Origin of the sequence: Flavobacterium ginsengiterrae (assembly GCF_039539785.1) — a bacterium.
Classification (GTDB): Bacteria; Bacteroidota; Bacteroidia; order Flavobacteriales; family Flavobacteriaceae; genus Flavobacterium; species Flavobacterium ginsengiterrae.
On record NZ_BAABDU010000003.1, the window covers coordinates 610,453 to 629,313 of the forward strand.

An 18,861-nucleotide genomic window follows, 5' to 3' on the forward strand; every position below is an offset into this window, starting at 1 on the left:
TAATTTATGAAAGCTATTTTTAATTTATAAAAATTATAAAATTTAAATTTTCAATAGTTAATCTATATAATAAAAAAAAGCGCTTATAAAAGCGCTTTTCATAAATTAAGTTGATATTACTTCTTCACCATTTCAGAAAGAATTTCAATTTCTCTTTCTGAAGCATTTTTTGGTGGATTTGAATATAATTTCAAAATTTCGTCATCAAACTGATTTCTCAGATATTCATTTTCAATATCTCTTAAATTCAAAAGTGCTTTAGAACGAACATAAGTCGATTCACTTTTTAAAGACATTGAATATAATTTGTGAATATCTTCTGCTTCAACATCAGCCGATTTCAAGCTTGAATACTTCAAAATAAACTGAGCAAACAACAATGAACTCTTATTATTGTTGATATTTTTCTTTAAAGAATTCTGCAATAAAGAGAAACTTGAAACATTTTTGATGTTCTCCCCTATTGCACTTTCAATTGCAATTCGTTCTGGTTTAGTCTCAACTTTAAAATATTTGTTGATATCTTTTAAAGAATTGTTGATGCTGTTTTCTTCTTTTTTACCCTTTTCTTCCCAGGCATCTTTCAACCCAACTGTTTTGTTAAATACTAATTTTGAATCAGTTGAGTCTTTATCAACAGTAAAATAACCTAAACGTTGAAACTGAAATTTATCTTCATTTTGAGCTGTTGATAAACTTGGTTCAACATATCCGGTTACAATTTCTAATGAATTTGGATTTACAAAATCTAAGAAATTTTTGTCTTTATAACTGTCCGGAGCTTCATCTGTAAACAAACGATCGTACAAACGAACTTCCGCTTCCAAAGCATGTTTTATAGAAACCCAATGCAATGTTCCAGATACTTTTCTTTGGCTTGCTTCTGTCCCGCTTCCGCTTAAAGAATCGGTATCATAAGTCACATGAATTTCAGTAATATTGCCTTCAGAATCTTTTACAACTGATTCTCCTTTAATGATATACGCATTTTTAAGGCGTACTTCTTTTCCTAAAGTCAAACGGAAATATTTAGCTGGAGCTTCTTCTAAAAAGTCTTCTCTTTCAATGTATAATTCACGAGAAAAAGGCACTTTTCTGAAACCTGCATTTTCATCTTCCTGATTATTTTCTGCTTCTAACCACTCTTCTTTTCCTTCCGGATAATTAATAATAACAAGTTTTACAGGATCTAAAACAGCCATTACACGAGGTGCAATTTTGTTTAAATCTTCACGAATACAAAATTCTAAAACCGAAACGTTGATCAAATTATCACGTTTTGCAATACCAATTGTGTTAGCAAAATTACGCAAAGATGCAGCTGTATAACCACGTCTTCTTAACCCTGAAATAGTTGACATTCTAGGATCATCCCAACCGTTAACATGCTTTTCTTTAACTAGTTGCTGTAATTTTCTTTTACTAACAACAGTATGTGATAAGTTACGTCTTGCAAATTCTCTTTGCTTTGGACGCAGTTTATTTTCATCTAAAATTTGATCTAAAAACCAATCGTAAAGTTCACGATGAGGCAGGAATTCTAGTGTACAAAATGAGTGAGAAATCTGCTCTAAATAATCACTTTGTCCGTGTGCCCAATCGTACATTGGATAGATTTTCCAATCGTCTCCAGTTCTATGGTGATGTTTGTGTAAAATCCTGTACATAATTGGATCACGCATTAACATGTTTGTTGATTTCATGTCAATTTTAGCACGAAGAATATGTGTACCAGCCTCAAATTCACCGTTTTTCATTCTTTCAAAAAGATCTAAATTCTCTTCAACAGAACGATTTCTGTATGGACTATCTGTTCCTACAGTTGTTGGAGTTCCTTTTTGAGCAGCCATTTCCTCAGAAGTCTGGCTGTCAACATAGGCTTTGTCTTTTTTAATCAATAAAACAGCCCAATCGTATAATTGCTGGAAATAATCTGAAGCATAACATTCTTCTGCCCAGGTATATCCTAACCATTCTACATCTTTTTTAATAGCATCAACAAATTCCTGCTCTTCTTTTTCTGGGTTCGTATCGTCAAAACGTAAATTTACAGGTGACTGATAATCAATTCCTAAACCAAAATTTAAAGCAATAGAACTTGCGTGCCCAATGTGTAAATAACCATTAGGTTCTGGTGGAAAACGAAAGCGAAGCTTAGTATTTGAAAGACCTGATTTTACGTCTTCCTCTATGATTTGTTCAATAAAATTGAGTGATTTCTCTTCTGATGCCATTATTTTATAGTAATTTTAGCAAAGATAAAAAAGTTTATAGTTTATAGTTTATGGTTTGTGGTTTTCTTTGGAAACTTACTCTAAACTTGAAACTTAAAACTTGAAACTAAATTTAGAAATGGGCATTATAAAATTAAAAAACATCAGAACTTTTTCGTACCACGGATGTCTAATTGAAGAAGGAAAAATTGGTTCTGATTACACAGTTGATTTAAAAATTAAAACCAATTTACAGAAATCAGCCGAAACAGATCATCTTTTAGACACTGTTGATTACGTTCATTTGAACAAAATTGTGACAGAAGAAATGGCAATTCGTTCGCATTTATTAGAACATGTTGCCAAAAGAATCAATATTCGAGTGTTAAATGAGATAGAAACTGTAGAAAAAACAACAGTTTGGGTTTCTAAAATCAATCCTCCTATTGGTGGTGATGTAGAATCAGTTACGATAAAAATGACGGAAATTAGAAAGTAATTTTTAAAATTAAAAGCTTAAATTTTTAAAATACTTCATTCGAAACTTTTGAAATTTAAAGATTTTAGTTACTTTTGCCATCCGTTCAAGTAATGGCGTCGTGGCCGAGCGGCTAGGCTGGGCTCTGCAAAAGCTCCTACTCCGGTTCGAATCCGGACGATGCCTCTAAAACCTTCAAAGAAATTTGAAGGTTTTTTTATGTCTAATTTTTAGAAAAAATTAATTAAAGATATTGGTTCGAATCCGGATGATGCCTCTAAACCTTCAAAGCAATTTGAAGGTTTTTTTTATGTCTAATTTTTAGAAAAAATTAATTAAAGATATTGGTTCGAATCCGGACAAAACCTCAAAAAGAGATACAGAAATGTGTCTCTTTTTTTTGTTCTAAACTTTCCCAATTCTACAACAATTTTAACAATCTTGTCATTTCGACGAAGGAGAAATCTCCGCGACAATATTCCATAAAGATTGAAATACTTTGTAGAGTTTCTTGCGGAGATTTCTCCTTCGTCGAAATGACAAACTAAATCTAAATATCACTTATAAACATAAAAAAACCTCTGAAATTCAGAGGTTTAATTTTATAATTTAGAGTTATTAACAACTACTTTTTTTCTATTCTTTCGAAAGCATTTTTAACCATTTCTTTCTCTTTTGGAAACCAGCCCTGGGTTATTAAAACGACTCCAAAAACCATCAAAACAATACTGATTCCTTTTTTAATTTTCAGAATGTTATTTGGTGTTAATTTTGATTTTAATTGTTTGGCTAACAAAATTTTAATGCAGTCAACTAATAAATAAGTAATGATAACTGAGGTAAAAAAAGTAAACATTCTTGAATTTACCATTTCTAATTTTGGACCAACAGATATTATAACGGCTAACCAAAAACCAAGAACTCCAATGTTGATAACGTTTAGGATAAAACCTTTAATAAACAAACTGCCGTAGTTTCTCTTGATAATATCACGGTCAATTTCTTCGTCATCCATTTTTTCATCGTTCTTTAATCTTACAAAAGAAATAATTCCGTATGCGAGCATTATAATGCCGCCAAAAATAAACAATGCCGGTTTATCTTTTAAACTCTGAATAAGTCTGTAACTTCCTAAGTATGCAATTCCTATAAAAAATACATCACCTAAAACAACACCCAAATCAAAAGCCATTGCCGCTCTGAATCCTTTTGTAATACTGGTTTCAATTAGTATAAAAAATACCGGACCCACCATAAAACTTAAAAAAAGTCCCCATGGAAGCCCAGTTACAATATCATTTATCATTCAAATACAATTAGTTATTTTACTTCTTCTATTTTACCACCAAAAACAGTTTTTTGATTTATTTGTTTTGGTTTTCCATAAATGTAAATAGAGCCTCCTGCGCTCACTTTTGCATCGACAAGGGTCGAAGCATTAACATCGGCTTTTCCGCCCGCAGAAACGCTTACTTTGGTCTGAGAAGTGGCAAGTTTACTTCCAAGGAAATATCCGCCTGCTCCTAAACTCGCATCAAGGTTATCTGCTTTACCTGTTGCTGTGATTTCACCGCCCGAAACTGAACTTACTTTTAGTTTATCAACGTTCAAATCTACATTAATTTTTCCACCTTCCTGTGCACTTACTTTAAAAGAAGTTGCTTTTAGGGTTTCATTGCTTGTAACTGCAGCACCTTCATTAACATCTATCAGTTCTATATGTTTATAATACAAGGTAATATCTAAATCATTTCCGGATAATAGTTTTGGAAACGGCATTCTTAATTTTAAGATTCCATTTTTATTTACCGCTTCAAGTTCTGCTTCCCTCGCTCCTTTTACTACAACTTTGTTTTCAGAGGATTGAACCAGTTTTACACTCAATTTATCGAATACTTTAACGGTATCAAAATCACCTAATTCTTTGGTAACTTGTGCAAATGATATTTGTGAAATCAATATTGCAGCTCCTATAATTAATTTTTTCATCTCTAATTTTTTTAATTAACAATCAACTTTATTCAGCTCTTCGTAAAAAATGAAAATCAAGTTGTTTTTTTACTAAATCAGCATTTTTTACTTTAACGTAAATTTCATCTCCTAATTGTAAAATACTGTTTGAAGTCGCACCAACTAAGGCATACTGCTTTTCATCAAAAGTATAATAATCGTCTTTTATCTCTCTGATTCTAACCATACCTTCGCATTTGTTAGAAACAATTTCAACATAAATTCCCCATTCGGTAACACCAGAAATAACGCCCAGGAATTCTTCGTCCTGATGATCCTGCATGTATTTAACCTGCATGTATTTGATACTATCACGTTCAGCATTTGTGGCTAAACTTTCCATGTTTGAACAATGCAGACATTTTGTTTCATAAGTTTCTTCATCAACAGAAGCTCCTCCATCCAGATAAAACTGTAACAAACGATGTACCATAACGTCTGGATAACGTCGAATTGGCGATGTAAAATGGCTGTAATAATCAAAAGCTAAACCGTAATGTCCAATATTATCTGTCGAATATTTGGCTTTACTCATACTTCTAATGGCAAGAGTATCAATTAAGTTTTGCTCTTTTTTACCGTTTACTTCTTCCATCAAAGCATTCAGTGATTTTGAAATATCGCCTTTGTTTCTAAAGTCAATTTTATAACCAAACTTCGCAATAACTTGCTGCATGGCGATTAATTTATCTTCATTTGGTTCATCGTGAATACGATAGACAAAAGTTTTCTTTTGTTTTCCAATATATTCTGCTACTTTTCTATTAGCCAAAAGCATGAATTCTTCAATCAAATGATTGGCATCTTTAGAAACTTTGAAATAAACGCCTTCTGGTTCTCCTTCAGCATCCAGATTGAATTTAACTTCTACTTTATCAAAAGAAATGGCACCATTTTGCATTCTTTTCTTTCTTAAAATCTTCGCTAATTCATCTAGTTTTAAAGTAGCTTCAACAATTTCATCCGGAACAACATACGATTCTCCAGTTATCGAAATATCAACTGGAATGGTATTGTCTTTTGTTTCAATGATATATTGCGCTTCTTCGTAAGCAAAACGCTGATCTGAATAAATTACAGTTCTACCAAACCATTGGTTAATAACTTGTGCAGTTGGAGAAACTTCAAATACTGCAGAGAAAGTATACTTTTCTTCATGCGGACGAAGTGAACAAGCAAAATTCGATAATACTTCCGGAAGCATTGGCACTACTCTATCGACCAAATAAACCGAAGTAGCTCTTTGATACGCTTCATCATCCAGAATTGTTCCTTCTTCCAAATAGTACGAAACATCGGCAATGTGAATACCGATTTCGAAGTTTCCATTTTCTAACTTTTTGAAAGACAAAGCATCATCAAAATCTTTGGCATCTTTTGGATCTATCGTGTATGTCAATGTATCACGCATATCACGACGTTTTGCAATCTCAGCTTCCTGAATCGAAGTATCCAGCTTTTGAGCATAGACCTCTACTTCTACCGGAAAATCGGATGGCAAACCATATTCTGCTAAAATCGCATGAATTTCTGTATTGTGTTCTCCAGGTTTTCCAAGAACTCGAATTACAGATCCAAAAGGACTATCGGCTCTTTTTGGCCAGTCTTCAATCTTAACTAAAACAACATCTCCGTTTTCTGCTTCTCCTAATTTATCTTTCGGAATAAAAATATCCGTGTACATTTTAGGGTTTGCAGTAGAAACAAAAGCAAAATTTGGCTGCATATCAATAACACCTACAAACTCTGTTTTATCTCTTTCAAGAACTTCAATTACTTCACCTTCAGGTCTTTTTCCTTTTCTTCTGTTATAAACGTAAACTTTTACTTTGTCTTTGTCTAATGCACGATTCAAATTATTGGTCGGAATAAAAACATCTTCTTCAAACTCGTCACAAATAAAATATGCCGTTTTTCTGCTCGTCATATCTATTGTTCCTTCGTAGTAATCCTGACTGATTGCTTTAACTAAATATTTACCAGGTTCTGTTTCTATAATCTTCTTTTGAGCAGCAAGAATCTTTAAATCCTTTATAATCTGATTTCTGCTTTTTGTATCGTCAAGTTCAAGCTTAGCTCCTATTTGTTTGTAATTGAAAGGTTTATTAGCGTTTTGCGATAAAATCTTAAGTATTTTTCCAGAGAAATCTTTCTCTTTTTTTATCGGCTTTCTAATTTTCTTACTCATATATCTTTTCTTATAAAGTTTAAAATTACGAATAAGATATCAGATTACAGATTTTAACAAATAGAATTATTAAAATTATAACTTTTCGTACATTTACAAAAAGACCTAAAATGGAAAGCTTTAAAACAATCGCCGTATTCAATTACGACCACGAAACGGTCATTCTCAAACACTTATTAGAGCAGGAAGGAATTCCCTATTTTTTTGAAAACGAAATGACGCTTTCTGTTATGCCATTTTACTCCAATGCGCTCGGCGGGATCAAACTCAAAGTTCATCCAAACGATTTCGAGCAAGTTCAGGAAATCCTCGATAATCTCAACAATCCTCTCAAAATCGTCTGAAACAAAATTCAATCAGAAAAATTCAATTCAAAAAATAAAATTTTTCCTTTTCAACTTTTTTAGTTTTCAACATATATTAAATACAACAAAAAAGATTTTTAAAAATTTAAAAAAAATTTATGGTTATTATAGTGTGTTAATATGTCGAATAAATTTTTTTTTGAAGTCATTGAAATCTCGTTTTACTTATTTATTCTGAGTTATCAACATAGTTATTTTTAGTTAAATGATTAATTTATAAGACTTTTTGTATTTTAATTAACAACGGTTGACAACCAAATTTAAGTTGATTTTGTAGATAAGTTGATATGTTCATAGTTGTTGAAAATGGTATTTTTGATATTGATAACTTTTCCAAAAATTCACGAAACTTTTCTTGCATATTTAATTTCACTTTTGGATTATGAAATTTTTGAAAACAACCAAAAAAAACTTCTAATTTTCTTTTCGAACTTATTAACATTTTCTGTTAATTTAAAGTTAACTGAATATCAACGAATTACAAACACTAATTAACACCTCAAAATTTTAACAAATATTCTAATTATTATTTATTGAATATCAGCGTCTTATGAAGTTATCAAAATTGTTAATAACCCTATAAGGTTTTGAAAGTAAGATAGTTGTAGATGTTAGTTATTTGCCACGAATTTCACAAATGTTCGCGTAATTATAATTGAATAAAGTAATAATGTTGAAAAGAGTAATTTTAAAAGTAATGAGTAAAAGATTAGTGCAATTTATAGCAGTTTTCTACGCTCTGAATTATATGAATTAGAAATCTAAATCTTAAAATGTTTAAAACTATAGATTAAAAAAGAAATTAGTGAAAATTAGTGGAATTCGTGCCAAACATTCATTAATTAAGTAAATTTGCACTACACAACTTAATAGTATTAAAAATGAAAATTTCGATAGGAAACGATCACGCCGGACCAGAATACAAAAAAGCAATTGTAAAAATGCTGGAGGCAAAAGGTTATGAAGTAACAAATTACGGAACAGATACAGATGATTCTGTAGATTATCCAGATTTTGGACATCCGGTTGCGAATGATGTTTCTGAAGGAAAAGCCGATTTTGGAATTGTAATATGCGGAAGCGGTAACGGAATCGCGATGACTGTTAATAAACACCCTAAAGTGAGAGCTGGCCTTTGCTGGACAAAAGAAATCGCCTATTTAACACGTTTACACAACGATGCAAATATTGTGAGCATTCCGGCGAGATACACCTCGATTGCTCAGGCGGTAGAAATTGTTGAAACTTTCCTTGAAACTGCTTTTGAAGGTGGAAGACACCAAAACAGAGTGAATAAAATTGCTTGTTCGTAAAAAGTCAAAAAAAATTCGGTGCTTCGCACCTATTAATAAACACACCGGGCCGATTTTTTAATTTGTCCGGTTTTTTATTTAAATAACTGTAATTCAGTTTTTTAAATTCTTTAAAAACATTCTTTTTTGAGTTATCAACAATGTTAATATCTACTTTTTATAAGTATAAAAGGCAATTATAAGGGCAATCTGGACAGCCAAAATCAAAGTAAACTTTATAATAAAAGAGGTTTTACTCGTTTTATGTTTAAATAATAACATAGCTGTTAATAACCCAGGCGAACCTCCTGTAAAAGCCATGAGAAATAATGTTTTTTCAGGAATTCTTCGGTTGTTTTTTCGTGCCTGAGACTTATCATATCCGGCAAAAATAAAAACGAGAACATTTATAAATAAAAAATATAGTAATAAAACTTTCATTGGCTTAAAATTAAAAACAAAGATATTATTTTAGCCGAATGATTTACTATTTTGCAGAAATGCTTTAACAAGTAAATTATACCATTTTTTAAGTAAGAAATCATTTCATTAAAAGTATGACTAATATTCAATTCATTGCCAAGTCCGTTCAGGCACCTGCAGCCGGCATTCAAAACACAGTAAAATTATTAGAGGAAGATTGTACGATTCCGTTTATTTCGCGTTACCGAAAAGATGCGACAGGAAACCTTGATGAAACTGTTATTGAGCAGATTGCAAAACTTCAGAAAGAATACGATACACTTATTAAACGTAAAGAAGCGGTTTTAAAATCGATCGAAGAGCAAAAAGCGCTTACGCCGGATTTGAAGAAAAAAATTGAAGACAGTTTTGATTTGCAGGAAATTGAAGATTTCTACCTTCCATACAAAAAGAAAAAGAAAACAAAAGCCGATGTCGCGCGCGAATTTGGACTTGAGCCTCTGGCAAAATTAATTATGTCTGAAAGCGATGCTGATTTCGATTTTATTTCGACACAATATCTAAATGAAAATGTGATTAACGAAGAAGCCGCCATTCAAGGTGCAAGAGATATTGTAGCCGAATGGATAAACGAAAATATTTATGTTCGTAAACAGCTTCGTAGATTATTTCAGCGAAAAGCGACAATCGGAACTAAGGTTGTAAAAAAGAAAGCGGAAGAAGAAGGAGCACAGAAATTCAGTCAGTATTTTGATTGGGAAGAACCGTTGACAAAAGCGCCGGCGCACCGTTTATTAGCGATGCTTCGTGCAGAAAATGAAGGTTTTATCAAAATGAAAATAGATGTTGATATCGACGATGCATACGATGTTATTGACGAAATCATCATTAAAAAACAAAATAATTCAACATCTCATTTACAGCTGGCGATTGAAGACAGTTACAAACGTTTATTGAATCCGGCAATTGGAAATGAAACGTTACAGGAAGCAAAAGCAAAAGCAGATGCGAATTCTATTCAGGTTTTTGCTAACAATTTAGGGCAATTATTATTGGCTCCACCATTGGGAGAAAAACGAATTTTGGCAATCGATCCGGGCTTTAGAAGCGGTTGTAAAGTAGTTTGTCTGGACGAAAAAGGCGATTTATTATACAACGAAACGATTCATCCGCATGCACCTCAAAACGAGGAAACAATGGCGATTAAGAAAATCCGTTCGATGGTAAATGCGTATCAGATCGATGCGATTTCTATCGGAAACGGAACTGCTTCTCGTGAAACCGAATTTTTCATCAAAAAAATAGCGTTTGACAAACCAATTCAGGTTTTTGTGGTTTCTGAGGCTGGAGCTTCGGTTTATTCGGCTTCAAAAACGGCTAGAGAAGAATTTCCTAATTATGACGTAACGGTTCGTGGTTCTGTTTCTATCGGTAGAAGACTTTCAGATCCGTTGGCAGAATTGGTAAAAATCGACCCGAAAGCGATTGGAGTAGGGCAGTATCAGCATGATGTGGATCAGACCAAATTAAAAGAGGAATTAGACAGTACAGTAATTCGCTGCGTGAACTCGGTTGGAATTAACATTAATACGGCAAGTAAACATTTGCTAAGTTATGTAAGTGGAATCGGGGAGAAGCTTGCTGAAAATATTGTTCAATACCGTTCTGAAAACGGACCTTTTGAAGACAGAAAACAGCTGAAAAAAGTACCGCGTTTAGGAGATAAAGCGTATCAACAGGGAGCAGCGTTTATTAGAATTACAAATGCTAAAAATCCGCTCGATAATTCGGCGGTGCATCCAGAAGCTTATCCGGTTGTTGAAAAGATGGCAAAAGATTTGAATATCTCTTTAAATGAATTAATTGCAAATAAAGAGAAAACAGCGCTTATTAAGCCAGAAAAGTATGTTACGCCAGAAATTGGTTTATTAACGCTAAAAGATATCATTAAAGAGCTTGAAAAACCGGGATTAGACCCAAGAAAGTCTGCAAAGGTTTTTGAATTTGATGCAAACGTAAAATCGATAAAAGATTTGAAAACCGGAATGATTCTTCCGGGAATTGTGAATAACATTACCAACTTTGGCTGTTTTGTTGACATCGGAATAAAAGAAAGCGGTTTAGTACATATTTCACAGCTAAAAGCTGGATTTGTGAGCGACGTAAACGAAGTGGTGAAATTACATCAGCATGTTGATGTTAAAGTTACTGAGGTTGATGAAGACAGAAAGAGAATTCAACTGACGATGGTTTTGTAGAAATTTCGATTTATTAAAGCCCAAATTCCAAAAAGTTGGAATCTTAAATAAAAAAGCTCCCAAATTACATTTGTAGTTTGGGAGTTTCTATTTTTAAATTATTGATACTAAAATACTTGAATTTCTTATTTAAGAATATATCTATTGATTCTGTTTTTTTAGAATAAATCTTACTTAATAATATATATTTGCCCAAAATTTTAACCCAAAATACCATGAAAAAATTAATTTTACTCGCCGTTTTATTGCTATTATCTAATATTGGACATGCAAAATTTTATAAAGCCATTATCTATATGACAAATGGAAGCCCTAAAACAGGCTTAGCAAAACTTGTTGAAGATGATGAATCTAAAGTTAGTTTTAAAGTAGATGATAATGCAGATACAGAAAAAATTTCGAGTATTGAAATTAGTAAAATCGTTTATACATATGAATCAGGCAAAATAATTACAATGGAATATTTGTATTTGACTGGTGCAAATGTTTTTTCAGGAAAGCTTTCTAAATCTAAAAAAAAATACTGGTTTAATATTATTTATGATAAAGAGTTTAAAATTGGTAAAAGATATGACGAAGGAAGTAATAAAACTAATAATTTTAGATCAGCCAATTCGTCGTATTTCTTTGAAAAGAAAGGGAGTGACCATTTAGTATTTGGGTATAATTCTATGGGAAATGTTGCTAGATCATATGGAACAGATGCAAGAATGAAAAAAATGGCTAAAGAAGTATTTGTAGATTGTCCCAAAATTAGTGAAGCAATTGAAAAAGAAACATTTACATTAGATACTGTATTAAATCAAATAATTGAAATTTTTGAAAAATTTAAAAAATGTAAATAATATCTTTTTATATAAATCTAAAACTCCCAAATTACAATTGTAGTTTGGGAGTTTCTATTTTAAGATTATTTCAAAATCACCTTTTTGGTAACGCTTTTAAAATCATCATTGGATATTTTTACGAAATAAATTCCGGATGACTGATTGGCCAGATTTATTTCGGTGTTTTCAGAGATTGTTTTTTGCTGGTGAATAATACTTCCTGAAGGAGAAATTACTGAAATAGTTGATTGCTGAGGTGCGTTAATTGTGATTCGATCAGCACTCGGATTTGGGTAAAGCGTAACTGTAGATTTTTCAATATCAAAAGTATCATTAGACAAATTGGCGTTTAGCGGTAAATAGAAATTACCTGTTAGTAAAAAGGAGTATAGTGTTTTAAGAGTATGATTGAAGTAACTGTTTGGTTCATTTAGGTTTTTTAAATCGGTATAAGAATCATCTAAATGCGCCTGATTTTCACCGCCCATTGCTGCACAAGCAAAAGCGCCTACAAAAGTAGCATTATGCCATTGTCCGCTTAAAGTACCATTTTGATTGTAACCATCTTTAATATTTGCAGAGCCGCCAAGATTAACACGAACAAAATCTGATGATTTTTTAGCGTAGGTTTTAGCATCAGCATTTCCAAACCATAAATAGTCAACAGCAATTCTCCACGGAGTTCTGGCAGCATCATAACTGTATGTTCTTCCGCCATTATTATAACCGCCGGCTTGTGAAGAATAAGCTCCAGACGCTTCACACCAATCAGAAACCAATCCGCCAACCGCATTATTTACTGTCAGGTTGTTGTTAATAACGGTATAAGATTTTGCTGCAACCTGAGTCCAGAAAGCGGTATCATTTGTAAAAGTTCCAAAAACTCTGTAATATGCAGGCGAGAAATAAGACGGATTTGTAATTTGGCTTCCGCCGAATTGATCGCCGGGTTTTAAAACATACGTATTAGCTTCAATTTCATAATTTTTAATGGCAGAAATTAAGGCTGCTGCGTCATTTTTATAATTAATATTTCCAGTGCTTGTCCATTGATAATCTGCAACAATAAGGGCAAAAGCAGCATCAAGTTCGGCATCAGTAGCTCCGTTTTGACCAATGGTGCCAGAACAGCCGCTGATTTTCCAGTTCATTACTTTGTTGCCGTTTACATTATCTTTATAATACAGCCAAAGACCATCAAAAAGAGTTTTATCGGCCATGTAAACACTTAAAAGCATTCCATAGCCAATTCCTTCAGAAACAGTTTCAGCTTGATTATCAAATTTTACACGATAACGTCCATTTGAGCAAGCTTCTACAAAATTGGATTTCCATGTATCGTAATTGCTTTTTGCATCCTCGCTGTTTTTTGCAGAAGGCATGAGGCCGTTGTTAAAAACAACATTGGCAGGAAACGGCTGCTTTTGTGCAGTACTTTTAAGGCACAAAAAAGCAACAGTAATCAGAAGTAGGTTTTTCATAATTATTGTTAATAAATTTAGGGACCCTAAAAGTAAGATTTTTTAGATATAAAAAAAATCCCAGACCACAATTTGCAGTCTGGGATAATCTTAATAAGTTGAAGGTTACTATTTTGTTTCTTCGTCTTGTTTTTTAGCAGCAGGTTGATCGTCTTTAGCAGCATTTTTAAATTCTTTAATACCGCTTCCTAAACCTTTCATTAATTCTGGAATTTTTTTACCTCCAAAAAGTAATATCACAATACCTACTATAACAAGGATTTCTGTAAGACCTAATCTTCCCATCGTTTTATATTTAGTGCCGAAGCAAATTTATTTTTTGATTTTCACCGCAAAGGTATATAGAATATACGAACAACTTGTCCTTTTGGATTAAAATATTTGTTTTTTACAGCGTTAAATATTTTATAAAATCATTATATTGATAACTTTCTGTATTTTTTGGAGTTATTAACAACACTATTAATTACTATATTTGCTCGTATAAACTACCAAAATGACTAAAAAAAAGAAAAGAAATCTTAGGAAAAAATTATTCATCAAAAACCGTCTGGTAATTTTGAATGAAGATACTTTTGAAGAGATTTTTTCATTCAGACTTACCCTGATGAACGTATTTGTAACATTTACTTTAGGTGGTATATTTCTAATTTTAGTTACTACCTTTATTATTGCATTTACGCCTTTGCGCGAATTTATTCCGGGTTATTCTTCTTCTGAACTGAAAAAAAATGCAACGAAACTTGCCATAAAATCAGATTCGTTAGAAACTGCTTTGAAAAAAAATGAAGCCTATATACAAGGAATTCAAAAAGTTTTAAAAGGAGAACTGGAATATGCTAAATTCAACAAAGATTCTATTTTAACTGAAGCCGAAACACCTTCAGATTTAAATATGAAAGCATCTGAAGATGAAATAAAACTAAGAGAAGAAGTTGCCAAAATAGAGAAAGAGTCTGCAGAAGATAAGACAAGTAAAAAGAAAAGTGACAAAAAATAATACCACTAAAAAATGTCAATTAAGTCGATAGCGGCGAAAATTTTTGCCCGTAAAATATACAAACAAACTCTTTCCTGGTCTGGTAAACCAGTTGAAACTCAATTAGAAGTTTTTAAAACTTTAGTTGAAAATGCCAAACATACCAAGTTTGGAAAAGATCATGATTTTAGTTCTATAAATACAATTGCAGATTTTCAAAAAAACGTTCCCATTCGCGATTACGAAGATTTAAAAGAGTATATCGAAAAAGTTAAGCTGGGCGAAGAGAATATCCTTTGGAAAGGAAAACCAATTTATTTTGCTAAAACATCCGGCACAACTTCGGGGGCAAAATATATTCCGCTGACAAAAGAATCAATGCCTTCGCATATAAATGCGGCAAGAAATGCCATACTGCATTATATTAACGAAACCGGAAATGCCGATTTTGTTGACGGAAAAATGATCTTTTTGCAGGGAAGCCCTATTTTGACTGAAAAACACGGAATTAAATTTGGACGTCTTTCTGGAATTGTAGCCCATTTTGTTCCGAAATATCTGCAGAGAAACAGAATGCCTTCGTGGGAAACCAATTGTATTGAAGACTGGGAAACCAAAGTAAATGCCATTGTAGACGAAACGATAAAAGAAGACATGAGCGTTATTTCGGGAATTCCTTCCTGGGTGCAAATGTATTTTGAGCGTTTACAGGAAAAAAGCGGCGGAAAAAAGATCAGCGAAATATTTAAAAACTTTAATTTGTTTATTTACGGAGGCGTTAATTACGAGCCTTACCGCGCCAAATTTGAGCAGATGATTGGCAAAAAAGTTGACAGCATTGAATTGTTTCCTGCTTCAGAAGGTTTTTTTGCTTATCAGGATTCACAGAAAGAAAAAGGAATGCTTCTGCTTCTAAATTCGGGAATTTTCTACGAATTTATAAAAGCCGATGAATTTTTTACCGAAAACCCAAAAAGATATACCATTGGCGAAGTTGAGCTTGGTGTAAATTATGCGCTTATAGTTTCTACAAATGCCGGACTTTGGGGTTATAATATTGGCGATACTGTTCAGTTTACTTCTTTGGCGCCATACCGTGTTATAGTTTCCGGACGTATTAAACATTATATTTCGGCTTTTGGAGAGCATGTAATTGCCAACGAAGTCGAAAATGCTATGAAAGAAGCCACAACAGGAACTAATATCGTAATAAACGAATTTACTGTTGCACCTCAAATCACGCCGTCAAGCGGATTACCCTATCATGAATGGCTGATTGAATTTGAAAAAGAACCCGAAAATATGGAGGCTTTCGCCGAAGCTATAGACAATTCTATGCGCAAGCAAAACATTTATTATGATGATTTAATTACCGGAAATGTTTTGAGAAAAGTGGTTATAACCAAAGTATCTAAAAACGGATTTCAGGAATATATGAAATCGCAGGGTAAACTGGGCGGACAGAATAAAATTCCAAGATTGTCAAACGACAGAAAGATTGCCGATAATTTAAAGTAAAAAATACAATCCTTCTAACAATTTGTTAAATGTCGTTTTATGAAAGTTCTATTTAAAATTCCTACTTTCGTTTAACGAATAACTCTTTTTATCTTCATAACTGAAGATTTTTTAAATAATAGACATGAAAGAAACCAAACATATATCAAGATCAAGAGCGCAGGAATCATCTGCAGCGATAGAAAAAATGTACATTACAATGCGCCATTTATTCAACCGTGGTTTTTATAAACCAATGGGAGTTTCTGGCGATAGTTTAAGAGAATCATTATTAGCATTACGTCCGGAAATTTACGGAAATATTGCAGAGGAAAAAGTAGAACTAAACGGACTTTTGTACGTTATAGAACGTCTTCCAATAGGAATTGAACAATGCCGATTCATTAATTTAACTTCAGACGAAGGTTATTCTAAATCGCATTTTCAGGCAATTGTTCCTCCAAAAAGAAGAAGAAACTGCTACAGAATCGACGAAGAACAAATGAATGTTGAAATCACTCGCGGACGTTCTGATATTTACGATATCCTGACGCATTTGACTTTTATTTTCATCGAATCGCATAAAATTAAAAACAGAGTTTTAGTAGATGACGGTGGAGAAGTTTCTCGCGATTGGCAGAAGCTGGAACAAGCTGTAACACAGACTAAAAAGCTTTCGCAGATTGAAAAAGAAAAAGCAATTTCGCACGTAGCTAATATTTTAGCCAGAACATTCGAAGAAGTTTTAGACATATACGACGCTTTTGGTTCAGAATCTGCACCAGATCGTTTTCTGCACGTAATTTATTGGTTAGGAAAACTGGCAATTGAAGAAATTGTCGAAAATAACAAACGTACAATTACTTTTAGCCCTGTTTTACGTGAGCGTCTTGGACATCACATACACGGAGAAATCTGGGCAACAAACATAAAGGAAGTTTTAAAAGCAAATAATCTGCTAAAAAGACCAATTCACGTAATTAGTGCCAATATGCACAGTGTAATGAATTCGATTTTTGCTACACCTTTTTTAACATCAAAATATAAAGGCAAAAGCGATTTCTTTATTTATGAAGAATTAAGCAGTTCAGGTTCTAAAGAAATCAGATCTCAGGTTGAAGATTTGGCTTTAAAAAACGGAATGATTTCACTTCCTGATTGTTCAGGAACCAATATAGACGTTCAGATTTTTGATACAGCTAAAATTGACTGGGCAAAAACAGCATTTTCTCACGCTAATGTAGGTGAAGAAAAGCCAGTTATTATTGTAATGGATTATGCTTTTGGCGAGCAGGCTTATGAAACAATCGATGAGCTTTTAAAACCGTATAAAAAAGAAACTTTACTAAATGTAAAATCGGTTTCTATTATGGGTAAAGCAGGAATTCTGGAAGGCGGAAAAGGAGATATCATGATTCCTTCTGCACACATTAACGAAGGAACAGCAGATAATTATTTCTTTGAAAATGAATTAACAGGCGCTATGTTTGAAGGAAACGATATTGATATTTATGAAGGCGCGATGGTAACTGTTCTTGGAACTTCATTGCAAAACAGAGATTTATTGAAGTTCTTCCACGAATCGACCTGGGGAGTAATCGGTCTTGAAATGGAAGGTTCATATTACCAAAAAGCGATTCAATCGGCATCAAAAATTAGAAAAAGCGTGCCGCACGATATTAAAGTTCGTTATGCATATTACGCTTCAGATAATCCTCTTGAAACCGGAAGCACATTAGCATCCGGCGGATTAGGAACAACGGGCGTAAAACCAACGTATTTGATTACTATTAAGATTTTAGAACAGATTTTCAACATAAAAGAATTAGTGTAATGAGTACAAAAGTACCGGAGAATAAAGAAGATCAGGAAATTGATATTTTTCAGCTTTCAAAAAGCATTAATAGTTTTTTCGGAAGGATTAATACCATGATTTTTCGATCTATTCATTTTTTTGTCCGCAATTGGATTATCGTTTTAATTTTAGTCGTTGCAGGATTTAGCATTGGCTGGTATTTGGATTCAAGTAAAAAATCGTTTGATAATCAAGTTATTGTAACTCCAAATTTTGGCAGTGTAGATTATCTTTATTCTAAGATAGATTTGATCGAATCTAAGATTATTGCAGGAGATACTGCTTTCTTAAAAAACGAAGTTGGAATTAGTAAACCGAAATTGATCAAAAAAATCGAAATTAAACCAATTGCCGATGTCTATAAATTTATTGAAGACAAAGAGCAAAATTTTGAGCTGATTAAATTAATGGCTGAGGTTGGAGAAATCAAAAAAGTACTTGAAGATAATATAACAAGTAAAAACTATACTTTTCATTCAATTACTTTTATAACTAATCAAAATACTGACAAAAAGGATATTATAGAACCTTTATTAAAATATATAAATAATTCGGAATATTTTAATGAGCTTCAAAAAATTGGATATAAAAATCTTGAGGATCAGATTATAAAAAACGATACAATTATTGCTCAAATTGACCAAGTATTAAATGGTTTTTCGAGTAATGTAAAAAATGGAGCAAAAAATGACAAATTGGTTTATTATAATGAAAATACTCAATTGAATGATATTATCAAAACAAAGCAGTATTTAATTTTAGAGCAAGGTAAAAACAGACTAAAATTAGTTAATTACGATAAAACAATTAAGGAAATCAATTCGACTGTAAATAGAAATAATACTAAAATTACGAATGGAAATTCTAAACTTTTCTTTCCTGTATTATTCCTTTTTCTGTTTGTTTTAATTCATTTATTTCAGAAGTTTTATCGTAACCAGCTTTTGAAAGCTGAGAGAAGTAAACTTTGAGAAAGATTTTTTATATGCTAATTA

General features: G+C 32.5%; 16 protein-coding genes and 1 tRNA gene. 10 read left to right on the forward strand and 7 right to left on the reverse strand.

The features are described 5' to 3' along the window. Positions 1–116 precede the first annotated feature (116 nt). Positions 117–2,234: a glutamine--tRNA ligase/YqeY domain fusion protein gene (locus ABD859_RS05475; protein WP_345141372.1), complete on the reverse strand. Its 2,118-nt coding sequence runs from the start codon at positions 2,232–2,234 to the stop codon at positions 117–119. 118 nt (positions 2,235–2,352) lie between these two features. Between ABD859_RS05475 and folB the strand changes: the two genes are divergently transcribed. Both folB and ABD859_RS05485 read left to right on the forward strand, forming a co-directional pair. Continuing rightward, on the forward strand, positions 2,353–2,712 hold the full coding sequence (folB, locus tag ABD859_RS05480) for a dihydroneopterin aldolase (RefSeq protein ID WP_345143866.1): 360 nt from the start codon (positions 2,353–2,355) through the stop codon (positions 2,710–2,712). A gap of 94 nt (positions 2,713–2,806) precedes the next feature. Continuing rightward, positions 2,807–2,877: transfer RNA gene (locus ABD859_RS05485), tRNA-Cys, on the forward strand. Positions 2,878–3,316: 439 nt separating this feature from the next. On the opposite strand, the gene ABD859_RS05490 is transcribed toward ABD859_RS05485, so the two are convergent. From ABD859_RS05490 to rnr, 3 genes are read right to left on the reverse strand one after another with little or no spacing between them, the layout of a single operon-like run. Beyond that, positions 3,317–3,997, reverse strand: a complete 681-nt coding sequence (locus tag ABD859_RS05490; protein WP_345141375.1) for a LysE family translocator — start codon at positions 3,995–3,997, stop codon at positions 3,317–3,319. Positions 3,998–4,011: 14 nt separating this feature from the next. Further along, positions 4,012–4,680: a head GIN domain-containing protein gene (locus ABD859_RS05495; RefSeq protein WP_345141377.1), complete on the reverse strand. Its 669-nt coding sequence runs from the start codon at positions 4,678–4,680 to the stop codon at positions 4,012–4,014. Positions 4,681–4,708: 28 nt separating this feature from the next. Next, a complete protein-coding gene (gene rnr, locus ABD859_RS05500) occupies positions 4,709–6,889 on the reverse strand; it encodes a ribonuclease R (protein WP_345141379.1) in 2,181 nt (726 codons plus the stop codon). A gap of 110 nt (positions 6,890–6,999) precedes the next feature. Here rnr and ABD859_RS05505 point away from each other — a divergent pair, with 110 nt between their 5' ends. After that, entirely contained in the window at positions 7,000–7,233 is a 234-nt protein-coding gene (locus ABD859_RS05505; protein ID WP_345141381.1) for a putative signal transducing protein, read from the forward strand. A gap of 902 nt (positions 7,234–8,135) precedes the next feature. Further along, entirely contained in the window at positions 8,136–8,567 is a 432-nt protein-coding gene (gene rpiB / locus ABD859_RS05510) for a ribose 5-phosphate isomerase B (RefSeq protein ID WP_345141383.1), read from the forward strand. A gap of 150 nt (positions 8,568–8,717) precedes the next feature. On the opposite strand, the gene ABD859_RS05515 is transcribed toward rpiB, so the two are convergent. Further along, positions 8,718–8,987 carry a DUF1294 domain-containing protein gene (locus tag ABD859_RS05515; RefSeq protein ID WP_345141385.1) on the reverse strand — a complete coding sequence of 90 codons (270 nt, stop codon included), beginning with the start codon at positions 8,985–8,987 and terminating at the stop codon, positions 8,718–8,720. Positions 8,988–9,103: 116 nt separating this feature from the next. On the opposite strand from ABD859_RS05515, the gene ABD859_RS05520 reads away from it, so the two are divergent. After that, the gene (locus ABD859_RS05520) at positions 9,104–11,227 is read left to right on the forward strand and encodes a Tex family protein (protein ID WP_345141387.1); all 2,124 of its coding nucleotides are present in this window, start codon (positions 9,104–9,106) and stop codon (positions 11,225–11,227) included. A gap of 215 nt (positions 11,228–11,442) precedes the next feature. Then, positions 11,443–12,072 carry a hypothetical protein gene (locus ABD859_RS05525; protein WP_345141389.1) on the forward strand — a complete coding sequence of 210 codons (630 nt, stop codon included), beginning with the start codon at positions 11,443–11,445 and terminating at the stop codon, positions 12,070–12,072. A 65-nt stretch (positions 12,073–12,137) separates the two neighbouring features. Here ABD859_RS05525 and ABD859_RS05530 read toward each other — a convergent pair whose 3' ends face one another. Beyond that, a complete protein-coding gene (locus ABD859_RS05530; protein WP_345141391.1) occupies positions 12,138–13,535 on the reverse strand; it encodes a glycosyl hydrolase family 8 in 1,398 nt (465 codons plus the stop codon). 108 nt (positions 13,536–13,643) lie between these two features. Then, positions 13,644–13,820 carry a Sec-independent protein translocase subunit TatA/TatB gene (locus ABD859_RS05535; protein WP_091490157.1) on the reverse strand — a complete coding sequence of 59 codons (177 nt, stop codon included), beginning with the start codon at positions 13,818–13,820 and terminating at the stop codon, positions 13,644–13,646. Positions 13,821–14,031: 211 nt separating this feature from the next. Between ABD859_RS05535 and ABD859_RS05540 the strand changes: the two genes are divergently transcribed. The 4 genes from ABD859_RS05540 (at position 14,032) to ABD859_RS05555 (ending at position 18,837) form a co-directional block, all read left to right on the forward strand. Continuing rightward, on the forward strand, positions 14,032–14,535 hold the full coding sequence (locus ABD859_RS05540; protein ID WP_345141398.1) for a peptidase: 504 nt from the start codon (positions 14,032–14,034) through the stop codon (positions 14,533–14,535). A 12-nt stretch (positions 14,536–14,547) separates the two neighbouring features. After that, on the forward strand, positions 14,548–16,032 hold the full coding sequence (locus ABD859_RS05545) for a GH3 auxin-responsive promoter family protein (protein WP_345141400.1): 1,485 nt from the start codon (positions 14,548–14,550) through the stop codon (positions 16,030–16,032). A 124-nt stretch (positions 16,033–16,156) separates the two neighbouring features. Then, complete coding sequence (locus ABD859_RS05550) at positions 16,157–17,845, forward strand: DUF6909 family protein (RefSeq protein WP_345141402.1); 1,689 nt, start codon at positions 16,157–16,159, stop codon at positions 17,843–17,845. After that, entirely contained in the window at positions 17,845–18,837 is a 993-nt protein-coding gene (locus ABD859_RS05555; protein WP_345141404.1) for a hypothetical protein, read from the forward strand. Before ABD859_RS05550 ends, ABD859_RS05555 begins: the two co-directional genes overlap by 1 nt. Positions 18,838–18,861: the final 24 nt, after the last annotated feature.